This window comes from Geobacillus thermodenitrificans subsp. thermodenitrificans DSM 465 (assembly GCF_000496575.1).
GTDB classification, from domain to species: domain Bacteria; phylum Bacillota; class Bacilli; order Bacillales; family Anoxybacillaceae; genus Geobacillus; species Geobacillus thermodenitrificans.
On record NZ_AYKT01000008.1, the window covers coordinates 149,112 to 169,476 of the forward strand.

The 20,365-nt window shown below is 52.5% G+C and carries 14 protein-coding genes, 1 tRNA gene and 1 riboswitch; of the genes, 13 read left to right on the forward strand and 2 right to left on the reverse strand.

Annotation, left to right across the window (positions count from 1 at the left end; genetic code table 11):
* The first annotated feature begins 357 nt into the window (after positions 1–357).
* From DSM465_RS0110020 to DSM465_RS0110040, 5 genes are all read left to right on the forward strand, one after another.
* The gene (locus DSM465_RS0110020; protein ID WP_029761277.1) at positions 358–4,518 is read left to right on the forward strand and encodes a tetratricopeptide repeat protein; all 4,161 of its coding nucleotides are present in this window, start codon (positions 358–360) and stop codon (positions 4,516–4,518) included.
* A gap of 82 nt (positions 4,519–4,600) precedes the next feature.
* On the forward strand, positions 4,601–4,864 hold the full coding sequence (locus DSM465_RS0110025; protein WP_008880136.1) for a hypothetical protein: 264 nt from the start codon (positions 4,601–4,603) through the stop codon (positions 4,862–4,864).
* Positions 4,865–4,906: 42 nt separating this feature from the next.
* Positions 4,907–5,656: a membrane protein insertase YidC gene (gene yidC / locus DSM465_RS0110030; protein ID WP_008880137.1), complete on the forward strand. Its 750-nt coding sequence runs from the start codon at positions 4,907–4,909 to the stop codon at positions 5,654–5,656.
* A gap of 367 nt (positions 5,657–6,023) precedes the next feature.
* Complete coding sequence (locus DSM465_RS0110035; RefSeq protein WP_008880138.1) at positions 6,024–6,575, forward strand: cysteine hydrolase family protein; 552 nt, start codon at positions 6,024–6,026, stop codon at positions 6,573–6,575.
* A gap of 81 nt (positions 6,576–6,656) precedes the next feature.
* Positions 6,657–8,129: a nicotinate phosphoribosyltransferase gene (locus DSM465_RS0110040; protein ID WP_008880139.1), complete on the forward strand. Its 1,473-nt coding sequence runs from the start codon at positions 6,657–6,659 to the stop codon at positions 8,127–8,129.
* 187 nt (positions 8,130–8,316) lie between these two features.
* Here the strand turns inward: DSM465_RS0110040 and pepF are convergent, their stop codons facing one another.
* Positions 8,317–10,167 (reverse strand): oligoendopeptidase F, encoded by a 1,851-nt coding sequence (pepF, locus tag DSM465_RS0110045; protein WP_029761279.1) that lies wholly within the window; start codon positions 10,165–10,167, stop codon positions 8,317–8,319.
* A gap of 89 nt (positions 10,168–10,256) precedes the next feature.
* On the opposite strand from pepF, the gene DSM465_RS0110050 reads away from it, so the two are divergent.
* Both DSM465_RS0110050 and DSM465_RS0110055 read left to right on the forward strand, forming a co-directional pair.
* Positions 10,257–11,147 (forward strand): aldo/keto reductase, encoded by an 891-nt coding sequence (locus tag DSM465_RS0110050; protein ID WP_029761281.1) that lies wholly within the window; start codon positions 10,257–10,259, stop codon positions 11,145–11,147.
* 12 nt (positions 11,148–11,159) lie between these two features.
* Entirely contained in the window at positions 11,160–13,316 is a 2,157-nt protein-coding gene (locus DSM465_RS0110055; protein WP_008880142.1) for a DNA topoisomerase III, read from the forward strand.
* Between the two features lie 326 nt (positions 13,317–13,642).
* On the opposite strand, the gene DSM465_RS0110065 is transcribed toward DSM465_RS0110055, so the two are convergent.
* Positions 13,643–14,521, reverse strand: coding sequence for a glycerophosphodiester phosphodiesterase family protein (locus DSM465_RS0110065; RefSeq protein WP_029761282.1), 879 nt, complete (start codon positions 14,519–14,521; stop codon positions 13,643–13,645).
* A gap of 184 nt (positions 14,522–14,705) precedes the next feature.
* On the opposite strand from DSM465_RS0110065, the gene DSM465_RS0110070 reads away from it, so the two are divergent.
* The 6 genes from DSM465_RS0110070 (at position 14,706) to cobT (ending at position 20,312) form a co-directional block, all read left to right on the forward strand.
* A tRNA-Gln gene (locus tag DSM465_RS0110070) sits at positions 14,706–14,777 on the forward strand.
* A gap of 216 nt (positions 14,778–14,993) precedes the next feature.
* Complete coding sequence (rraA, locus tag DSM465_RS0110075) at positions 14,994–15,479, forward strand: ribonuclease E activity regulator RraA (RefSeq protein WP_029761283.1); 486 nt, start codon at positions 14,994–14,996, stop codon at positions 15,477–15,479.
* 57 nt (positions 15,480–15,536) lie between these two features.
* Positions 15,537–15,728: riboswitch (cobalamin riboswitch) on the forward strand.
* 380 nt (positions 15,729–16,108) lie between these two features.
* Positions 16,109–16,273, forward strand: coding sequence for a hypothetical protein (locus DSM465_RS19435; RefSeq protein ID WP_155120999.1), 165 nt, complete (start codon positions 16,109–16,111; stop codon positions 16,271–16,273).
* Positions 16,219–17,583, forward strand: a complete 1,365-nt coding sequence (locus tag DSM465_RS0110080; protein WP_029761284.1) for a cobyrinate a,c-diamide synthase — start codon at positions 16,219–16,221, stop codon at positions 17,581–17,583. The genes DSM465_RS19435 and DSM465_RS0110080 overlap by 55 nt, the downstream gene beginning before the upstream one ends.
* Complete coding sequence (locus DSM465_RS0110085) at positions 17,576–19,078, forward strand: cobyric acid synthase (RefSeq protein ID WP_029761285.1); 1,503 nt, start codon at positions 17,576–17,578, stop codon at positions 19,076–19,078. The genes DSM465_RS0110080 and DSM465_RS0110085 overlap by 8 nt, the downstream gene beginning before the upstream one ends.
* 178 nt (positions 19,079–19,256) lie before the next feature.
* A complete protein-coding gene (gene cobT / locus DSM465_RS0110090; RefSeq protein ID WP_029761286.1) occupies positions 19,257–20,312 on the forward strand; it encodes a nicotinate-nucleotide--dimethylbenzimidazole phosphoribosyltransferase in 1,056 nt (351 codons plus the stop codon).
* The last annotated feature ends 53 nt before the right edge of the window (positions 20,313–20,365 follow it).

A 20,365-nucleotide genomic window follows, 5' to 3' on the forward strand; every position in this document is an offset into this window, starting at 1 on the left:
GAGATCTTTTCCGTTCGCGATGATGCATGTGTCTGCTTGCGACCCATTCTGTCGAAAACAGGGTGGGTCATTTCTTGTTTCTTTGTCGTTATTTTTCTAAAAAAATATATGGTTGTTTTAGGTGGCTTGTTCTAAACTTATTACTAAAGTAGAAGGGGAAGAGAGAAGAACAAGATGGCTTCTTATCCTCTATTTTCTTATTTCGAAGAACAATGTGCGCAGGTAGGATCATGTATTTGTTCGAAACATCAGCGGTTTCAATGATATCGATTGACATTCATCTCCTACCGCTCGCAACCTACATATTCCTTAAGGAGGCAGCTTTTTGCCGGAACATGATAAAGGAGTTTTTGTTGCATGAACCATATTGAACATATCGCATCGCTCGTTGAAGAAAAACGAATTGTAGACGCCCTCGCTGAAGTGCGGCCACAGTTAGAAAAGGTCGGATTGTTTGGATGGCGGTCACTGTTGGCGTCATGGGACAGCATCGAACCGTTCCGGGCGCTCATCCGGCTGTTTGATTATGCGCTTATGTACCGCCATAGCGGGCTTATCGCCCGCTACGCCCACCGCAAGTTGAACACATTGCAGACGTTGGCTTGGGTGTGTGATGAATGGCTTGAGAACCGCCGGCCACTTGATGTTGAAGAGGCGCTCCTACCGCGCCTTGCCAAAGCGCTTCAAGGCAAGACCGACGAGCCCGACGAAGCAATCGCCCGGGCGGCGTTTACGTTAGTGCGCGCCTTGTTGGATATGCGGCGAGTCGATGAGGCACGTGAATGGATGAATGTGGTCGCCCGTTATGAGACGGTGTCGATCCATGACAAATGGGGCTATTTTTATATCGAAACCGGCGACCGGAAGCGAGCGGAACAAGTGATCCGCTCCGGGCTGGACGACTCGGAGCGCGGCGATATGTGCTATTTGCTTCTGGCTGATCTGTATGCGCTTGATGGCCGTCATCACGAGGCGTTGGCCGTTCTTGAGGAAGGAAGACGGCGTTTCCCACAAGTGTTGTCGTTTTACGCGGAACGCGTGCGCCGCTTGCGCGATGTGCGCGCCTACCGTGAGGCGCTCGCGGCGATGGAAGAGCTTGACCGCTTGAATCCGCTTCATATGCATCGCCGTTATTTCGCCCATGTGCGCGCAGAACTGTATTATCAGCTAGAGGAATGGGAGAAGCTTGAGTCGTTGGTGAGAGCCGAGCCGAGGCTTGAGAAAACGCCGTACGCCCGCGCGCTTGGGCGGCAAAGGGAGCGGGCGGTCGTGCTGCCGCTTGTTTCAGTTGTTCAAAAGCATAACTATTGTGTGCCGGCGAGTTTAGAAATGATGCTTCGCTTGCTCGGTTCTCCCCGGACGCAAGATGAAGTGGCGGAGCATATTTTTGATGTGCGTGGTTCTAAATTATCAACGACGGTTCATTATTTGGAGAAGCTCGGGTTTGTTTGCCGCTTTTTCATCGGTTCACCACCGCACTGGAAGCGGCTCATTGATGAAGGGATTCCAGTGCTCTTGAGCGTTGATTACGAGCAGTCGTCGCACGTACAAGTGTTGTTTGGCTATGATGAGCGGCTCGGGGCGTTTTACGTGCAAGATCCAAACGTATTCGAACCCTTTGTCGTTCCAGAAGAAGAGCTCGAAAAATGGTACGCCGGGACGCATTATTTGTCGATTGTTGCGCTTCCCCGGGAAAAAGTTGCCCTTGCTGCGGAGCTTCCTATTGAGGAAGACCGTTATTTCCGGGAACTGCATGCCTTTGCGGAAAAGATGGATGAAGATGAACAGGCGTATTTCGATGCGTTTGTTGCTTTTTTGCGCCAGCATGAGCATATTCCGTACACATGGCTATATACGGTCAAACATTTTGGCAGTGATGAGGCGAAGACGCTTGTGCTTGACTATGCTGAGCGGGTTTTGGAACGATATCCCGAGCATAACGATTTATTGCTAGTAACAGCGAAAGCTTATGTTTATATACAAGAAATGGAGCGGGCGGAACAGGCGCTGAAACAGGCAAAAGGAAAAAGGCAAAGCCCGCTGTACCATTACTTGCGCGGACGCATTGCCTTTTTTATGAGCCGCTATGAAGAAGCGGTCCGCCATTTTCGCGCTTCGCTTCAGCTTGATCCGGATCAGCCGGAAGTGTGGAGCTACACGGCGCTCGCTTCGGCATATGCTGGCTATACTGAAAGGGGGCTGGTTTGTTCACGCATCGCTGTCCATTTGCACCCGGGCGATCTGTTTATCGAAACGAACCATGGCTTGTTGTTGTTCCACGCGAAGCGTTTGGCTGAAGCGCGCAAATGGTTTGATCACCTCGTGCGCCGCGAGCGGCGCGACGCTCATCTTTGGTATGAGCGCGCCCGCTGCGATCTGGAGCTTGGCCACCGGCGTAAGGCCGAGCGCGGCTTTCGTGTTGCCAAGGCGCTCGATCCGCGGGAGCCGTACCCGTATGTCATGCTTGCTGACTTGTATGATGACGATGGTAAACGGGAACAGGCGAAAGCAGTGCTCAAAGAAGGGCTCGCGGCCGCGGAACGGTTGGCGCTGCTTTACGTTCGACTCGGCGACGCTTATATGGACGAAGGGGAGGTGGAACAGGCCGCCTCATGCTACGAAAAAGCCATTCGTCACGATGACAACGACGTGTTTGCCCATCTTGGGCTGGCATCTGCCCTGATGGAGCGCGGACACGTTGAAGCGGCGAAACGGCACGTGATGGAACAGCGCACTCGTTTTGCCGATGATAGCGAATATTGGCTAAACGCCGGCAAGTGGCTATTGGTCCATGGGGTTGCCAATGAGGCGGAGGGAAAACAACTGGCGCTCTCATGGCTTGAGAACGGGCTTCGCCTCGCCGAATTTGATATCGAAGAAGTGTATGAGTTTTACATTGACCAGCTGACAACGCCAGCTCTTCGAGAGCGCGGCCGGACGTTTTTGGAACAGCTCATTGCCGCTCGTCCCGGCCTAGCTCCGGCTCATTCGGCCCTCGGTGTCCTTTACGAGCGGCAAAGCCGGCCGTCCAAGGCGATGGCAGTTTATCGAAAAGCCGCTGCCATGGGCCATCCGCTTTCATTATACCGGTTGGCGGAGCTGTGCAGCGCCCTCGGCCGCTACGAAGAGGCAAAACAGCATTATGAATCGTGTTTGGATGCCGATCCGTCGTTTGCCCTTTGCCATTTTCGTCTGGCCGCGCTATACGAGATGGAAGGAAATGAAGAGCAGCAGCACGCGCATTTGCTTGAGGCGGTCCGGCTTGCCCCGCTGCGTGCAGATATCGAATCGTTAGCGGCGCTCCTCGAGCCATCTGCGTTGCTTCAAGCGTTAGCCGATGCCCGCCGTCTGGCCGGGGATGTATGGTATTATGACAGCCTCGGGTATGTATACGGGGCGCTTGGGCGCGAAGATCAAGAAAAGATGGCCGTCGAGAAAGCACTTGCCCTTGAACCGGATCACCGTGAAGCGCTTCGCCATTACGCGAATGTGCTTCACCAAGAAGGCCGTACGAAAGAGGCGATCGAGTTATTCGAACGATTGATGATGCACCATCCTGACGATGAATCGTTGTATTCGGCATATGTCGCTCTTTTTCCGAAAACCATGCGCGGTTTAGGAAAGCTTCGCCATCGGTTGGAGCGGCTAACCATCGATCGTCAAGAAAAAAGTGTTGTTTATCGAAATGCGGCCGCCGCTCTCCTTCCGTATTTGGAAGGAGAGCGGAACAAAAACGAAGCGGGGGCGCGCTGGTGGACAAAAGCGAAACAATGGGTTGGAAGAGTTTCTGTGCTTTCGATCGCCATGGATTTGTATGAGGAAGCGATCCATCTCGACCGCGGCCATCACGAAGCCTATGGGCAGCTCGCCCGCCTTTATGCGGCTGCCGAGCTGGAGGGCGATGCTGTCAAAATGTGGCGCAAAGCGCTTGCTAACGTTTGGGATCCTTCGTTGGCGCGTGAATTTGTAGAATACTTATTGGCGGCTGATGATGTTCGAAAACGGCAAGAAGCACAGTCATGGCTTGATCGATTGCTCACGGACGAACCGGATGATTTGGAATTGCTCACATGGCAGGCGGTCATTTGGCTCAAGAGCGGACAACAGGAGAAAGCCGAGCGGCAATTGCAGGTGATCGTTGCTGAGGAGCCGCTTGCTCGCGAAGCATTTATGTTGCTTAGCGAACAATATATGGAGACCGGCCGCTACGCTGAAGCGGCAGCGCTTTGGGAGCATTGCGCCCATTGGTATGTTGAAGATACAGAATGGCACCTGCAGTTGGCCGCTATTTACGAGGAAATGGGGCATCTCAATCAGGCGCTTGCGACCATTGAACGGCATGCTCATGTGTCGGAAGATATCCACCTTCGTTACGAGCGCGCTCGCTATCTTTCACTTCTTGGGCGTTTCGATGAGGCGAAGCAAGAGCTCGATGCCGTGTGGGCGGCCGATGAGAGTGGAGAGTTTGCTGCGTTAGCGGCTGAGGAGCCGGCGTTTCATCGAATGAAACAAATGTGATGGATCATTGCTTTTCTTTTAAAAGAAAGTTTGGTATTGTTATGAGAAGAAGAGAATTGTCAGGCGGAAAGGAGGGGAATGCATGGAAGCGCCGATCGAGCTGCTTTGGTACATGTCACTTGTTGGTGTGCTGTTTGTCATCGTTAAAGGCTATATGGGCATACACCGGGTGACGAAATCGTTATCTTACGAATCGGCATGGACTACGGTTCGCGAGTATCGGGCAGGAGCAGCTACGGGTTTCGTTGCGCTTCCATCACGTCCGCTGTTTTTGCCGCAGCGACGGAAAATCCCCATTCGCGAACGGACGAACCGGACCGATGAGGATGGAAGGCCCTTTTCTTGATGAAACGACATGATTTTTTGACATGATCAAGGAGGGCTTTTCATGAAAAAATGGTTAGTAGTGTTGCTTAGTGTTGCCTTGCTTCTTTCTGGCTGCAGCTCGAATGAACCGATCGACGAACATAGCCAAGGGATTTGGAATCATTACTTTGTCTATCCGATGTCCAAGCTGTTGTTGACGTTTGGCCATTGGTTTGGCGACAACTACGGCATTGCCATTATCGTGTTGACGCTCATTGTCCGTTTTTGTTTGCTGCCGCTTATTTTGAAGCAGTTCCGCACCTCGATTGCTATGCAAAAGCTGCGCCCGGAGCTGTTGAAACTGCAAGAAAAATATAAAAGCAAAGACCCAGAAACACAACGCAAGCTCCAGCAAGAGATGGTTCAACTGTACCAAAAGCATGGGATCAATCCGGCGAGCGGTTGCCTGCCGGTACTTATCCAAATGCCGATTTTTATGGCGCTTTATTATGCGATTTCGCGGACGCAGGAAATCAAAACCCATTCGTTCTTATGGGTCGAACTCGGCCACCGCGATCCGTATTTCATTTTGCCGATTTTGGCGGCATTGACGACATTTCTCTCGCTTCGCCTGTCGCCATCCATGACTGAAGAACAAATGCCGCAAATGGCAATGATGTCCTACATCATGCCAGTGATGATTTTTATCGGTGCTAGCTCCGTTCCGTCGGCGCTGTCACTCTATTGGGTTGTCGGCGGCTGCTTCTCGATCATCCAATCGCTTATGTTGCGCAGCCAGCTGAAAGCAGCCAAAACGGCAGAAAACAGCTAACGACAATGAAATGAAACGATCCTCCGCTTCGCTTTTCGGATGAAAAGGGAAAGGAGGATCGTTTTTTATTTTTCTAGTTGCAGGCCCATCATACGCGCAGTTGGGCTCTCAGGCAAGAAAACGCTTTTACTGTTGTGATATAATATAGAAAACGCTAAAAAGGACGCGGCCGAGATGGAAACATCGCAACGAAGCCGTATCTCTTCCTGTCTAAAATATTCACATTTGGAAAGGAAAAGAGAATAGAATTTTTCAAAAACTAGACATGTTCAACTCAGAGCAAGAGGCGCTCCGTTCGGGAGATTCCGTTTGCTCGGATGTTGACTGCTTGGATACAGGAGAAGAAAAAAAGGGGGAGTGATGCAAAATGGGGAAAGCACTGATTAACATCGACTACACCGTTGATTTCATTGCCGATGACGGTGCGCTCACATGCGGGAAGCCGGGACAAGTGATTGAGGACGAGCTTGTGCGGGTAACGAAACAGTTTATTGACCATGGCGACTTTGTCGTTTTTGCCATTGACAAGCATACGGAAGAAGACCATTATCATCCGGAGACAAAGCTGTTTCCGCCGCATAATATCGAGGGGACGAAAGGACGGAAGCTGTATGGGGAGCTAGAGACGTTGTACCAAGCGAATAAGCATAAGAAGAATGTGTATTGGATGGATAAAACGCGCTACAGCGCGTTCGCCGGAACCGACTTAGAGCTGAAGTTGCGCGAGAGAGGCATCACGGAAGTGCATTTGGTCGGGTGCTGCACCGATATTTGCGTCCTTCATACGGCGGTTGATGCGTACAACAAAGGATTTCGCCTCGTCGTTTATCGGCGGGCGGTCGCGAGCTTTGATGCGGCCGGGCACGAGTGGGCGCTTCGGCATTTTCACCATGCGCTAGGCGCAGAAATAGTGGAATAATGGTCGAAACATGGTAGAATAGACCGTGGACATTCTTTTTCATCCGGTGGCGTGTTCATTTGGTTGTTGGAGGTTGCAAAAATGGGTGGAACATATGCAGACGACAGTTTGATGCTCCATACGGACTTATATCAAATTAATATGGTTGAAACATATTGGGAAGACGGGATACACGAGCGCCGGGCCGTGTTTGAGGTGTTTTTTCGCAAGTTGCCGTTTGGCAACGGCTATGCCGTCTTTGCCGGGCTTGAGCGCGTGATACAGTTTTTGCAAGGATTCCGTTTTTCCGACAGTGATATCAATTATTTGCGCAATGAGCTTGGTTACCGCGACGATTTTTTGGACTATTTGCGGACGCTTCGCTTTACTGGTACGGTTCGTTCGATGAAGGAAGGAGAAATCGTCTTTGCCAACGAGCCAATTATGCGCATTGAAGCACCGCTTGCGGAGGCGCAGCTCATTGAAACAGCCATTTTAAACATCATCAATTTCCAGACGCTCATCGCTACGAAAGCGTCGCGCATTAAGCATATTCTCGGGGACGAACCAGCATTGGAGTTTGGCAGCCGCCGGGCGCAGGAGATGGACGCTGCTCTTTGGGGTGCGCGCGCGGCGTATATCGGCGGGATTGAAGCGACATCGAACGTGCGGGCCGGGAAGCTGTTTGGCATTCCAGTCGCCGGGACGCACGCTCATTCCATGATTCAAGCGTATCAAGACGAATACGTAGCATTTTACAAATATGCACGCCGCCATAAAGACTGCGTATTTCTTGTTGATACGTACGATACGTTAAAATCCGGGGTGCCGAACGCCATTCGCGTCGCTAAAGAGCTTGGTGATAAGATCAATTTCATCGGCATTCGCATTGACAGCGGCGATTTGGCTTATTTATCAAAAGAAGCGCGGAAAATGCTTGATGAGGCTGGGTTCCCGAACGCGAAAATTTTTGCTTCGAACGATTTGGATGAAGATACGATTTTAAACTTGAAATCGCAAGGGGCGAAAATCGACGTGTGGGGGATCGGCACGAAGCTGATCACGGCATACGACCAGCCGGCGTTAGGTGCGGTATATAAAATCGTAGCGATTGAAAACGAAGCCGGTGAGATGGTCGATACGATCAAAATCAGCGGCAATCCAGAAAAAGTGACGACGCCGGGGCTAAAGCGGGTGTATCGCATCGTCAATAAAATCAATCATAAAGCAGAGGGCGATTACATTGCCTTAGAAAGCGAAAACCCGCAGCAAGAAGAGCGGCTGAAAATGTTCCATCCGGTGTACACATTCATCAGCAAATTCGTCACGAATTTTGAAGCGCGCGACTTGCATGAAACGATTTTTGACAACGGCAAACTCGTTTACACATCGCCGCCGCTTCCGGACATTCAGGCATATGCGAAGGAGAGTTTACGTTTATTTTGGGAGGAATACAAACGAACGCTCAACCCGGAGCAATATCCCGTCGATTTGAGCCAAGCGTGCTGGGACAATAAGATGGAAAACATTCGTAAAGTAAAAGAAAAGATTGGGCACTCATCTGCAAACGAGTAAGCAACCACACCAGTTTCAAAGCTGTCAAAATAGAACAAGGTGTATGCTTACATAGTGCCAGGAGTGGAACGTGCCGACAACAAAGCGTTTGGCTGTCACTAGAACAAGCCCCGAGCTGAAAATAGCTAAGATGAAAGGGTTGTCAAGGAAAAAAGTGTCCCGCGTTGAAGCGGGGCACTTTTCCACATCACGGCTGTGTTTTTTGAGCTTGTAGCTGCTTGTCCAGTTCGTCAACGAGCTTAGCGAAATGACGCAAGACACGCTCGACTGGTTCGGAGCTTGTCATATCGACACCAGCTCGCTTGAGCAGGCGAAGCGGATCGTCTGACGTGCCGGATCGCAAAAACTGTTTGTACCGCTTCAACGCCTCGCCGCTTTTGTCGGCTTTGATGTCACTGACGATGGCATATGAGGCGGCGAGGGAGGTCGCATATTTGTATACATAAAACGCGTCATAAAAATGGGGGATGCGCAGCCAGCCGCGTGCGGCTCCCGGATCGGCGGCGTATGCCGGACCGTAATACGTTTTCAGCAACTCCAGCCAAAGATGGTTGAGTTCATCTGCCGTCAAACTGCCGCCTTGACGCACTTTATCATGGATCACCCGTTCAAATTCAGAATACATCACTTGCGTGTACAACGTGCCGCGAATTTGCTCGATCTGTTCGATGAGCAGGCGGAACTTTTCCTCTTTTGTTTTCGCTTGTTTGTACAAATAATCAAGCATCAGCCATTCATTGGCAGTGGATGCCACTTCTGCGGTGAAAATCGAATGGCCGGAATAATGGTACGGCTGTGTGCGGTTCGTGTACACGGAATGCATGGCGTGCCCGAGCTCATGTGCCATCGTCAACACGCTGTCAAGCGATCCGTTGTAATTAAGCAAGATGAACGGATGGGTGTCATACGCTCCCGTATTGTAGCCGCCGGTATATTTTTTTGGGCGCGGGTAAACATCAAGCCATCGTTCCGTAAACGCTCGGTGTACATGCTCGATATAGTCGTCACCAAGTGGTCGGAGCCCTTCCAATAAGAGGGTTTTTGCCGTCTCCACAGGGATGGATTCCTCTGTTTTACCAGCGAGCGGCACATATAAGTCGTAGCTATGGACACGGTCGAGGCCGAGCGCCTGTTTTCGCAACTCAATATAACGATGAAGCGTTGGCAAGTGGCGATGGACGGCAGTGATCAAGTTGTCAAACACTTTCTTTGGCACATCGTCAGCAGCGAGTGCAGCGTCTAGGCCGGATGGATAGCGGCGAATTTCGGCATACAGCTCATCCGCTTTAACGGATGCGTATAGCGTCGCCGCAGCCGTCTGTTCGAGCGCCTCGTAGCTTTTGGCTTTTGCTTCAAACGCGGCTTTCCGGTAACGGCGGTCCGGATGCTGAAGGAGGGTGGCATAGTTATGATCCGTCAGTGTCACTGTTTTTCCGTCCGGCATGCGGACAGACGGCGGCTCGTAATCGCCGCGAGAAGCGTGGTCGTAAATGTTTTCCGCTTCGCCAAGAGCCGGCGCCAGTTTGGCGAGCAGTCGTTCCTCACGTTTTGTGAGCGTATGCGGCTTTTGTTCGCGCAGTTCGGTGAAGTAATAGCGATAGGCCTTGAGCGGCTTGCTGTTTTGGAGCTTTTTAAGCGTCTGCTCCGGAAGGGCGAGCAGCTCCGGCTCGATAAATGCGGTCTTTTCCGCATATTGAGTGGCGAGCGCTTTCACTTTTGCCTCAAGCTGGGCGGCTGTTTTGTCTTTAATGTTGAGGTCGCGTTTTAAATGGGCATAAAGCGACAGTTTTTCAAGCTTGCGGGCCGTTTGTTCATTCAAGGAGAACAGCTTGGCGATCGTTTTGGCATCGTTAAGTTTTCCTTCAAAGGCTGCCAGTTTCGGCAAAGCGTTGTTAACCGCTTGATAGTCGCGCATCCATTCCGCTTCGGACGGATAAATGTCGGCTAAATTCCATTCGTATGCCGTGTCAGCGGCCGACGTTGGCCATGGAATGGCCAAAAGAAGCATCGCCAACAGCGAGACGAGCCGGCGCTTCATATGATCACGTCCTTTCCGTTTTTTTCCTCTCGTCTGTAGTATGTGCAAACAGGAACGTTTTAGCCAAAAAAGAAGAAAGGAAGAGGATGATGGAACGAGTTCAGTTAGCGGACAACTTGTCTTTTTCCCGCGTCATTTACGGCTGCTGGCGGCTCGCCGACTGGGGCTATTCGGCCAGGCAGCTGCTTTCATTAATTGAGTTTTGCCTTGAGCGTGGCATCACCACATTTGACCATGCCGATATTTATGGCAACTACACGTGCGAATCACGTTTTGGCGATGCGCTGACATTAAAACCAAGTTTGCGCAGTCAGATTGAGATCGTGACGAAATGTGGCATTAAGCTGCCATCGAAGTATGGGATGAAATTGTACGATACAAGCAAAGATCATATTATCGCCTCGGTCGAGCAATCGCTGCGGAATTTTCGTACCGATTATATCGATGTCTTGCTCATCCATCGCCCGGATCCGTTCATGAATCCGGAAGAGGTGGCTGAGGCGTTTTGCCAGTTAAAGGCAGACGGAAAAGTGCGTTATTTCGGCGTCTCGAACTTTAAGCGTTCACAGCTTTCAATGCTTGAGTCGTATTTACCATTTCCGCTCGTTACCAATCAAATTGAAGTATCGGCGTACCGGTTGGAAAATCTTGAAGACGGCACGGTTGATCTTTGCTTGGAGAAGCGAATGCCGCCAATGGTCTGGTCGCCGCTCGCCGGTGGAGCGATCTTTTCCGCTGATGATGACCGAGCGGTGCGGTTGCGCGCCACCTTAGAACAAGTGCGGGGTGAGCTCGGCGCCGAGACGATCGATGAAGTGCTGTACGCGTGGCTTTTCGCCCATCCGGCGCGGATGATGCCGATTGTCGGCTCAGGGAAACAAGAACGAATCGAGCGGGCGGTGCGAGCATTATCTTTCTCGCTGTCCCGTGAGCAATGGTTCGCCATTTTGCAAAGTTCGATGGGGCATGATGTACCGTAAGGAGAGAAGTCGATGAAAGTCATTATTGCAGAAAAACCAGATCAAGGGGCAACACTCGCCTCCATTTTTCGCACGAAAAAACGGCAAGGTTATATCGAAATTTTGCCAAACGACTTGTTTCCGGACGGAGCGTACATGACATGGGCGATCGGCCATCTTTGCCAGCTTGCGCCGCCTGAGCGGTATCGCTCGGAATGGAAGCGGTGGACGTTGAAGGCGCTGCCCATCATTCCAGAACGATTTGAATACGAAGTGGAAAAAGCGAAAGCAAAGCAGTTCAAAGTCGTGAAAGAACTGCTGCGGAAGCCGGAAGTGAAGGAAATCATTCATGCCGGCGACGCCGGGCGTGAAGGGGAGCTCATTGTGCGCAACATCATCCGCCTGAGCGGCGTCAATAAACCGATGAAGCGGCTTTGGCTGTCGTCATTGACCCCGAAAGCGATTGAAGAAGGGTTTCGCCGCTTGCTCGACGAGCGGACGACGCGTCCATTGTATGAGGAAGCGTACGCCCGCGCCTGCGCGGATTGGCTCGTCGGCATGAACGCTTCACGAGCCTACAGCCTGTTGCTTAAGGAGCGGGGGATGAACGATGTGTTCTCCGTTGGGCGCGTGCAAACGCCGACATTGGCCTTAATTGTCCGGCGTGAGCGGGAAATTGAACAGTTTCGCCCTGAGCCGTTTTGGGAAGTGGTCGCTTCGTTTGTCATCGGCGATAAGCAGTATGAAGGAAAATGGATAGATGAAAACGGGCAAACGCGTCTCAAGGACGAAGCGATGGCAAAAAACATCGCCGCTTTCTGTCGGGGGAAGCAGGCGGTAGTCGCCGACGTCCGTACGGATCGGAAAACGTTCCAACCGCCGCTGTTGTTCAACCTGTCGACACTGCAGGCGACAGCGAACAAACTCTATCGCTTTTCCCCCAAAAAAACGCTCGATGTGTTGCAGTCGCTCTATCAAAAAGGAATCGTCTCGTATCCACGCTCTGATTCGATGCATGTGACCAGGGGAGAGGCGGAAACGTTCCCGGCTATTTTACAAAAGCTGTCGGCGTTTTCAGCGTACGCTTCGTATTTTCCGCTGCCGCAGCCTTCGATTTTACATAACAAACGTTATGTAAATGAAAAGAAAGTGACTGACCATTATGCCATCATTCCGACCGAACAAGTCGTTGACCCAGAAAAGCTGTCGGCCGATGAGCGGAAAGTGTATGATTTGATCGTCCGCCGACTCATCGCCGCCCATCACCAGGCGGCGGTTATCGATTATACAACGGTGGCGACGCTTGTTGATGGACGTGCTCGTTTCATCACAAAAGGAAGACAAGTCATTGAGGAAGGATGGCGCGCTGTCATTCGCCCACATGAGGAGGAAAAGGAAACGGTGCTTCCGCTACTCTGCCAAGGTGAAGCCGGCGAAGTGGCGGACATCCAAGTAAAAGAAGGAAAAACGGAACCTCCGAAACGGTATACGGAAGGGCAACTCATTACGCTCATGAAAACAGCCGGGAAGTTTTTAGATGATGAAGCGCTTGAAAAAGTGCTCGCCAAAACGGAAGGGCTCGGCACAGAGGCGACAAGGGCGGCGATCATTACGATGCTGAAAGAGCGGAAGTATATCGAGGTGAAAAACAACCTTGTGTATGCGACGGACAAGGCCAAAGTATTGATCGAGGCGCTCGGTGGCACGATTCTCGCTTCACCGGAAATGACGGCAAAATGGGAACAGCGTTTAAGCGAAATTGGTGAAGGAGCGGCCTCCTCCGCCGCGTTTATGGAACAGGCGAAAAAGCTGGCGCAAAAAGTGGTTGCTGATGCCATCGCCGCTGCGCCAAGCTGGAATTTCAGCGGGCTTGACACCGCTTCGATCCAGCGGACGAAAACGAAAAAAACGGTTGGTGAACCGCTCGGGCGCTGTCCGCTTTGCGGCGGAACCGTCGTTGACAAAGGAACGTTATACGGCTGTGACCAATATGTGAAAACGAGCTGCTCGTTTACGGTCTCAAAACGTATTCTCGGCAAGTCGATTTCGGCGGCGAATATGAAAAAGCTGCTTGCGAAGGGCAAAACGAATGTCATCAAAGGATTCAAAAAAGGTGGAAAAACGTTTGACGCTGTCCTAGTGTGGGATGAAAACGATAAGAAGCTGTCATTTCAGTTTCCGAAACGGTGACGGAAGGCAGATAAAGCATGCTGCTTGTGAAAAAGCGTTTCGCAAAAAGGCGGGCCGTGAACGGCCTGCTTTTTTTCATTTTTGAATCCGCTCGCTAACCAGCCGAGGGTGTTTGATGTGGCAAAGCTGAACGGCTTGTACAACCATCCGCAAACATTACCTTGCGGATGGCGGTGGTCTATTGTGATCGTAAATAGGCCGTTTGTGTCATCAGCAATCGGCTACATCGATCTGCTTTTTTGATGATAAATGAAAGGAGAAATGCTTTTAATCAAATAAACCGTAATTATATTATGTTAACAAAAGAGGAGCCGCCCAACTATCTGTTAACCACGGGGCGGCTGGTGGCAAGCAGCAATGCGGGCGGGGCGGTCCGGGTAGTCGGTGAACAAGCCGTCAACGCCGATGGAGCATAGACGTGCCAAATCGTGTGGGTTGTTCACCGTGTAGACATGCACGATGAGCCCGCGGCTATGAGCGGCATCCACCCACTCTTGATTGGCGAGTGAAAGCGGCAAGCCAACGCCATCGGCATAGACGGCGACCTGCTCTAGCAGCTCGTTCGGGCTTATACGAGCCGTCTCGCGTTCTCCAATGAGCTGAATGAGCGGAATGCCATTTGGGATGAGCGGCCTTAGCGTCTGCAAACTCTCGGGGTGAAACGATTGAAATATGATGCGTCCGCGCTGTAAATAATAATGTTTTTGCAATAGCTGTACGACCGATTTTTCGATGCCGGGCTGCTTTAGTTCAATGTACAAAGGGGCATCGATTCGTTCTGATTTCAGCGTGTGTATGATGTCCTCAAGTGTCGGGATCGGTTCGCCGGCAAAGCGCTTACCAAACCAGGAGCCGGCATCAAGACGCTTCAGCTCGGCGAGTGAAAAATCGCCAACCTGCCACGGAGAACGGCGAGGGTAGACGGTTTCGGCATTCGTCGTTCGGGCGAGTGTTGCATCATGCATGGCGATGAGTTTTCCGTCTTTCGTCATGCGCACGTCAACCTCAATATAATCAGCGTGCATGCGGGCGGCAAGCCGGTAGGAGGCAAGTGTATGCTCCGGTGCATGTCCGGAAGCACCGCGATGGGCGATGATGATCGGCTCGCGGGTGACAGACGGCTGTTGTGGAGCAGCAGAGGAGGCTAAGCCTAGCGGCAACCATACCAAGAATGAGACATAAAGCCATATTCGATGCAACGTCATCCCCCCTTTCTGTTTCCAGCATACCTTATTGGAATGAAACGGTTGTGAAGACAAGATGAAGAGATGGTAAAACGTGCGGAACGTGAATGCTTATCCGTATTTTTCCACTTGATGCAAAACGATATTCGTTTTTACGTATAAAGGAAGCCACTATGCTGCATACTGTGAATGACGACAAACACGTTGGGCTATAGCCAAGTGGTAAGGCAACGGACTTTGACTCCGTGATGCGCTGGTTCGAATCCAGCTAGCCCAGCTAAATGAGCCGGCTAGGGCGGATCGGCTTTTGGCTGGCAAAAACGGTCTCTGCCATTTCGGCATGAGGCCGTTTTTTCGTATGAAAAGCAGTTTTGCGCCGTTATGTCTTGGTGATTTGAAATCAAAGAAAGGATGGCTGCTAAAAAATCATCACGACGGCAGGATTTTGACGAATGGAGGCGAATGTAAAAAAAACGAAGGGAGAGGAATGATGGTGAAAACTGCTGATTTATGCGACCAATTTCTTGACGAGCTGCAAGTGTGCGATCTTGCCTTTCAATCGTACGGCGGAAAACAGATGTTTTCCGGGCCAATTGCCACTGTTGACGTGTTTGAAGATAATGTTCTTGTCCGCGAAGCGCTCGAGACGGTACCGCCGGGCACAGTGCTTGTTGTTGACGGAAAAGGGTCGCGCCGTGTTGCGTTGCTTGGCGACCGACTAGCGCAAATTGCCTGCGAGAGGGGGCTCGCTGGCGTCATTATCCACGGTTGCATTCGCGATTCCGCTGAAATCAGCACGATGCCGATTGGCGTGATGGCCATTGGTACCTGTCCGGTAAAAAGCAAAAAAGAAGGAAAAGGAGTGCGCGATACGGCGTTGGAATTCGGCGGCGTCCGTTGGGAGCCAGGTGCGTATGTGTATGCGGATGCGGACGGCATCGTGATCGCGCAAATGAACTTGTCGGAAAAACACGATTGACGATAAAGCCATCGCTGTACTACGATGGAAAAGGATGCTTGTTTCATAAAAGCGTATATATTGAAAGAGAAACAAGGTGCCCGGCCTGCTTAGGGCTTGGGTGAAAAGGGAAGTACGGTGCAAAGCCGTCACGGTACCCGCCACTGTGATGGGGAGTTTTGCGGCAACAAGCCACTGAAGGGTTGTTCGGGAAGGCGCCGCAAAGCGATGATCCTAAGTCAGGAGACCTGCCTTGTTTGGATCGGACGGATGCCTACGGGAATATAGGCGGACGTGCGGGAGAATGATGGTCGAATGAGGCTTCTTTTGGCTTATTTGTGGCTTCGTATGCATTTTTCTGCACCTCTGCTATAGAGGTGCTTTTTTCTTTGAACGAAGCCGGATGTTTTTTTGCTTAGTTTGCCCCATATTGTCCGCCCGTTGAAAGATGATCTAGAGCACTGGTTCTCTTTTTTCTGCTCATTACAACGCCGGCGTCGGGGTTGTTCGCCTTACTGCGGCGCTGAGAGTTCTTCGTTGGGGCGGATGCCACTTTTTCCACCGGCTTGTGAGTGAGAACGGATTGAGCGCTACCGAAAGCCGGAAGCGGACGCCTTCAATACGGCTGGCATGATGGTGGGGATGAACGAGTGAGGCAAGGACGGCTTGTCGTGAAAAAGAAATCCAGCGATGTGACGATTTCTGTAGCGCTCATCAATCATCCATCGAAGGTGAGGATGCGAAGAAAGGGGAAAGGGACATGCGACGATTGGTCATTGCTGCAACCGGAAGCGGCGCCGGCAAAACGACGGTGACGCTTGGTTTGATGGCGGCGCTCAAACAAAAAGGTTACATCGTGCAAGGGTTTAAATGTGGGCCAGATTACATTGACCCGACTTATCATACGGCGGTCACCGGCCGACCGGCGCGCAATTTGGACAGCTGGATGACCGGAACGGAAATGGTGCGGACGGTGCTGGCGAACGGCTGCGAGGGGGCGGATATTGCCATCATCGAAGGGGTGATGGGGCTGTTTGACGGGAAGCAGCCGCTGTCTGATGACGGATCGACGGCTGACATTGCCGCCATTACGAAAAGCCCGGTTCTCCTTGTCGTTGATTGTTCCGGCATGGCCCGCAGCGCCGCTGCGATCGTCCGCGGTTTTCAAACATTCCATCCGGACGTTCATATCGCCGGTGTATTTGCCAACCGCGTCGGCGGCGAGGGGCATTTCCAGCTCATCAAAGCAGCGGTCGAGCAAATGTGCGGACTGCCGGTCGTCGGTTTTTTGCCGAAAGACAGCGCGCTGTCGCTGCCGGAACGTCATTTAGGGCTTGTACCGTCTGTGGAGCGCGGGGAACTGGATTCGTTTTTTGCCGAGTTGGGACGAAAAATTGCGGCCACGATCGATTGGGAGACGCTGTTGTCGATCGCTGAGGCGCCTGTGCTGGAACCGTCCGCCCCGCTCATTCGCCCTTCGCGGCTGTATCGCGCGCGCGTGGCGGTGGCCAAAGACGCCGCTTTTCATTTTTACTATCCGGAAAATCTCGAAATGCTTTCCGCTTGCGGCGCAGAGCTTGTTTATTTTTCTCCGCTCGCCGGCGAACCGCTTCCCGACGGGGTGGATGGCTTGTATATCGGCGGCGGCTTTCCGGAAGAATTTGCCGCTGAACTGGCGCGCCAGACCGTGGCCAAGCAGTCGATTCGCGCCGCCATTGAACGCGGATTGCCGACATTGGCGGAATGCGGAGGGTTTATGTTTTTGACCGAGCGGCTGATGACGGCCGACGGGGCGGAATACGAAATGGCGGGCGTTATACCGGGGCGGGTCGTCATGCAGCGGAGGCTGGCTGCGCTTGGATATCGCGAAGTGCACGGAAGGAGAGGAAACTTTCTATTGCCGGAAGGGGAGCGGGCGCGAGGGCATGAGTTTCACTACTCGGTATATGAACCGAGCGGTGAGGTGCCGTTTGCCTATGAAACGAGCGGTCGATCCGGAGCGAAGCCGGACGGCTATTTAGCGCATCGGCTCGTCGCTGGCTATGTCCATTTCCATTTTGCTTCTGCTCCGACGATGGTGGAGCGATGGCTTTCAGAATGTGAGAAGGTGATGACTCATGGCTAACGCGTTGCCCATCATGTTTCAAGGCACTCATTCCGACGCTGGCAAAAGCGTCATTGCGACGGCGTTTTGCCGTATTTTTGCCCAAGATGGCTGGAAAACGGCGCCGTTTAAGTCACAAAATATGTCGTTAAACTCGTATGTGACACCGGACGGAAAAGAGATCGGGCGGGCGCAAGGCATTCAAGCGGAAGCGGCTGGGGTAGCGGCTCGCGCCGAGATGAACCCGATTTTAATTAAGCCAAGTCGCGAGTATGAGTCGCAAATTGTCGTGTTAGGCAAACCGTATGCCAATATGCAGGCGTTCGCCTACCGGAATGAGTTTTTTCATCGAGGGCTGGCTGTCATTCGACAGTCGCTCGAAACATTAATGAACGAATACGATCGGTTGGTCATCGAAGGGGCGGGAAGCCCAGCCGAAGTGAACTTAAACGACCGTGAGCTCGTCAATATGCGCATCGCCCGCCTCGCCAACGCCCCGGTCGTTTTAATCGGTGATATCGAACGGGGCGGGGTGTTCGCGAGCCTCGTCGGGACGTTGGCGCTTTTAGAACCTGAAGACCGCAAACGGGTAGTCGGCGTTATCATTAACAAGTTTCGTGGTGATGCGGCGTTGCTTAAACCAGGGCTTGACTGGTTTGAACAATATACGGGCGTGCCAGTGCTTGGCGTCGTCCCGCATTTGCCCGATTTGGCGATCGATGCCGAAGATTCATTGGCACTGGAACGGTTTGCCGCGTCGTCCGATGACAAGGGAGCAATTGACATTGCCGTCATCCGTTGTCCGAAAATCGCCAACTTCACCGATATCGATCCGCTGTTGACTGAACCGGACTGCCGCGTCCGGTTAGTCACGCACGCCGGGGAGCTCAGCGAACCGGATGTGATCGTGTTGCCAGGAAGTAAAAATACGATTGAAGATTTGATGTATATGAAAAAACGGGGCCTTGCTTCCCGCATCGTGTCACTTGTCAATGAAGGAAAAACAACGGTTGTCGGCTTATGTGGCGGCTATCAAATGCTTGGCGATGTCATCCGCGATCCGCACGGGGTCGAAACGCCATTTCCGGAAGTGAAAGGGCTCGGGCTGTTGCCGGTTGCGACGACGCTTGAGCGGACGAAAACAACCGTCCGCTCTGAAGGAATGCTCACGTGGGCCGGGGAACGGTTTAGCGTGCGAGGGTATGAAATTCATATGGGTCGCTCGACGCCGCTTCCCGGTTATGTGCCGCTCATTGAGATCGGCGGCCGCGGCGAAGGCGCGAAGCGGGAGGATGGACGTGTGCTCGGCACATATATGCACGATTTGTTCCATAACGACGCGTTTCGCACCGCCTTTTTCAACGTCATTCGCCGCGAAAAAGGACTCGCCAGTTCCGCCGTCAGGCCGTTTCATTCGCTCAAAGAGGCGGCGTTTGACCGGCTTGCCGCCCATGTTCGGCAACATGTGGCCGTTGAACGCATCGAGCAGATGATGCGTCAATTTCAGCAACGATGAGCGGACAAATTTCCCCATTGGCCATTTTTCACCGGTAGTTGGTGAAAGAACAAGTTAGTGACTCGAGCTCCGATGCAAGTAAATAGACTGTTCCTAGCTGTGGAAAATAGAGGGAGATCATAGATGGAAAGGGGGAAAGCACCTATTCCTGCCGGATGAGGGATATGGTGCATCTGTGATGAACAGTTCGATTCCACCGTTTTGCCACGAAATGGTCGAGGAAGCGCGCGCTTATCTTGATCAATTGACGAAGCCGCCCGGCAGCCTGGGACGATTGGAAGAAGTGGCGGTTGAGCTTGCTGGTATGACGGGGGAGCTGCACCCGCGCGTCACGCCGCCCGGTGTTTTAGTGTTTGCGGCTGATCATGGCATCGCGGAAGAAGGGGTGTCTGCCTATCCAGCCGAAGTGACGGCGCAGATGGTGTATAACTTTGCCAATGGCGGGGCGGCGATCAACGTCTTTAGCCGTCGAATCGATGCGCTTCTTGAGATCGTCGACGTCGGGGTGGCCGTGCCGATTGAGGACGAACGGGTCATTGTGAAAAAGGTTCGTTACGGAACCGGCAATTTTGCCAAAACGGAAGCGATGACGCCTGAAGAAGCCGAACAAGCGCTTCACGTTGGCTATGAGCGGGCGGCACGCATCATCGGACAGGGTGCCCGTACGTTCATTGCTGGTGAGATGGGAATCGGCAATACGACGGCAGCCAGTGCCTTATTAGCCACGTTGACCGATGAACCGCTCAAACACATTGTCGGCAAAGGAACCGGCATCGCTGCTGAAAGGCTGGTTCATAAACAGGAAGTCATCCGTCAGGCGCTGGCGCTCCACCGGCCCGACCCGGCGAAGCCGATCGAGTGGCTGGCGAAAATCGGCGGACTTGAGATTGCTGCGATGGCCGGTGCCATGCTTGCGGCTGCTGAGCGGCGCACTCCGATTTTGCTTGACGGCTTTATTTGCACAGTGGCCGCCCTTGTTGCCCGTCAGTTTGCCCCGAACGTCACGGATTATATGATCGCTGGCCATCGTTCGGAAGAGCCGGGGCACCGCATTGCCCTGGGCTTATTAGGGAAAGAACCGCTGATCGATTTGCGCATGCGCCTTGGTGAAGGAAGCGGCGCGGCGGTGGCGTTTCCACTTTTGGCATCGGCGGCGGCAATGGTGAGCGAAATGGCGACATTTTCTTCAGCGGGCATTTCCACTGCAGAAGCGAAGGGGGAGAAGGAACGTTGACTGGCGGTAAAGTGTATTTCGTCGGTGCCGGGCGATGAAACAAAGGGAGACAC

Bases quoted from the DNA above. Each gene is read 5' to 3' on its own strand.
- DSM465_RS0110020 (WP_029761277.1), top strand. From the start codon at position 358: ATGAACCATATTGAACATATCGCATCGCTCGTTGAAGAAAAACGAATT.
- DSM465_RS0110025 (WP_008880136.1), top strand. From the start codon at position 4,601: ATGGAAGCGCCGATCGAGCTGCTTTGGTACATGTCACTTGTTGGTGTG.
- yidC (WP_008880137.1), top strand. From the start codon at position 4,907: ATGAAAAAATGGTTAGTAGTGTTGCTTAGTGTTGCCTTGCTTCTTTCT.
- DSM465_RS0110035 (WP_008880138.1), top strand. From the start codon at position 6,024: ATGGGGAAAGCACTGATTAACATCGACTACACCGTTGATTTCATTGCC.
- DSM465_RS0110040 (WP_008880139.1), top strand. From the start codon at position 6,657: ATGGGTGGAACATATGCAGACGACAGTTTGATGCTCCATACGGACTTA.
- pepF (WP_029761279.1), bottom strand. From the start codon at position 10,167: ATGAAGCGCCGGCTCGTCTCGCTGTTGGCGATGCTTCTTTTGGCCATT.
- DSM465_RS0110050 (WP_029761281.1), top strand. From the start codon at position 10,257: ATGGAACGAGTTCAGTTAGCGGACAACTTGTCTTTTTCCCGCGTCATT.
- DSM465_RS0110055 (WP_008880142.1), top strand. From the start codon at position 11,160: ATGAAAGTCATTATTGCAGAAAAACCAGATCAAGGGGCAACACTCGCC.
- DSM465_RS0110065 (WP_029761282.1), bottom strand. From the start codon at position 14,521: ATGACGTTGCATCGAATATGGCTTTATGTCTCATTCTTGGTATGGTTG.
- DSM465_RS0110080 (WP_029761284.1), top strand. From the start codon at position 16,219: ATGCGACGATTGGTCATTGCTGCAACCGGAAGCGGCGCCGGCAAAACG.
- DSM465_RS0110085 (WP_029761285.1), top strand. From the start codon at position 17,576: ATGGCTAACGCGTTGCCCATCATGTTTCAAGGCACTCATTCCGACGCT.
- cobT (WP_029761286.1), top strand. From the start codon at position 19,257: ATGAACAGTTCGATTCCACCGTTTTGCCACGAAATGGTCGAGGAAGCG.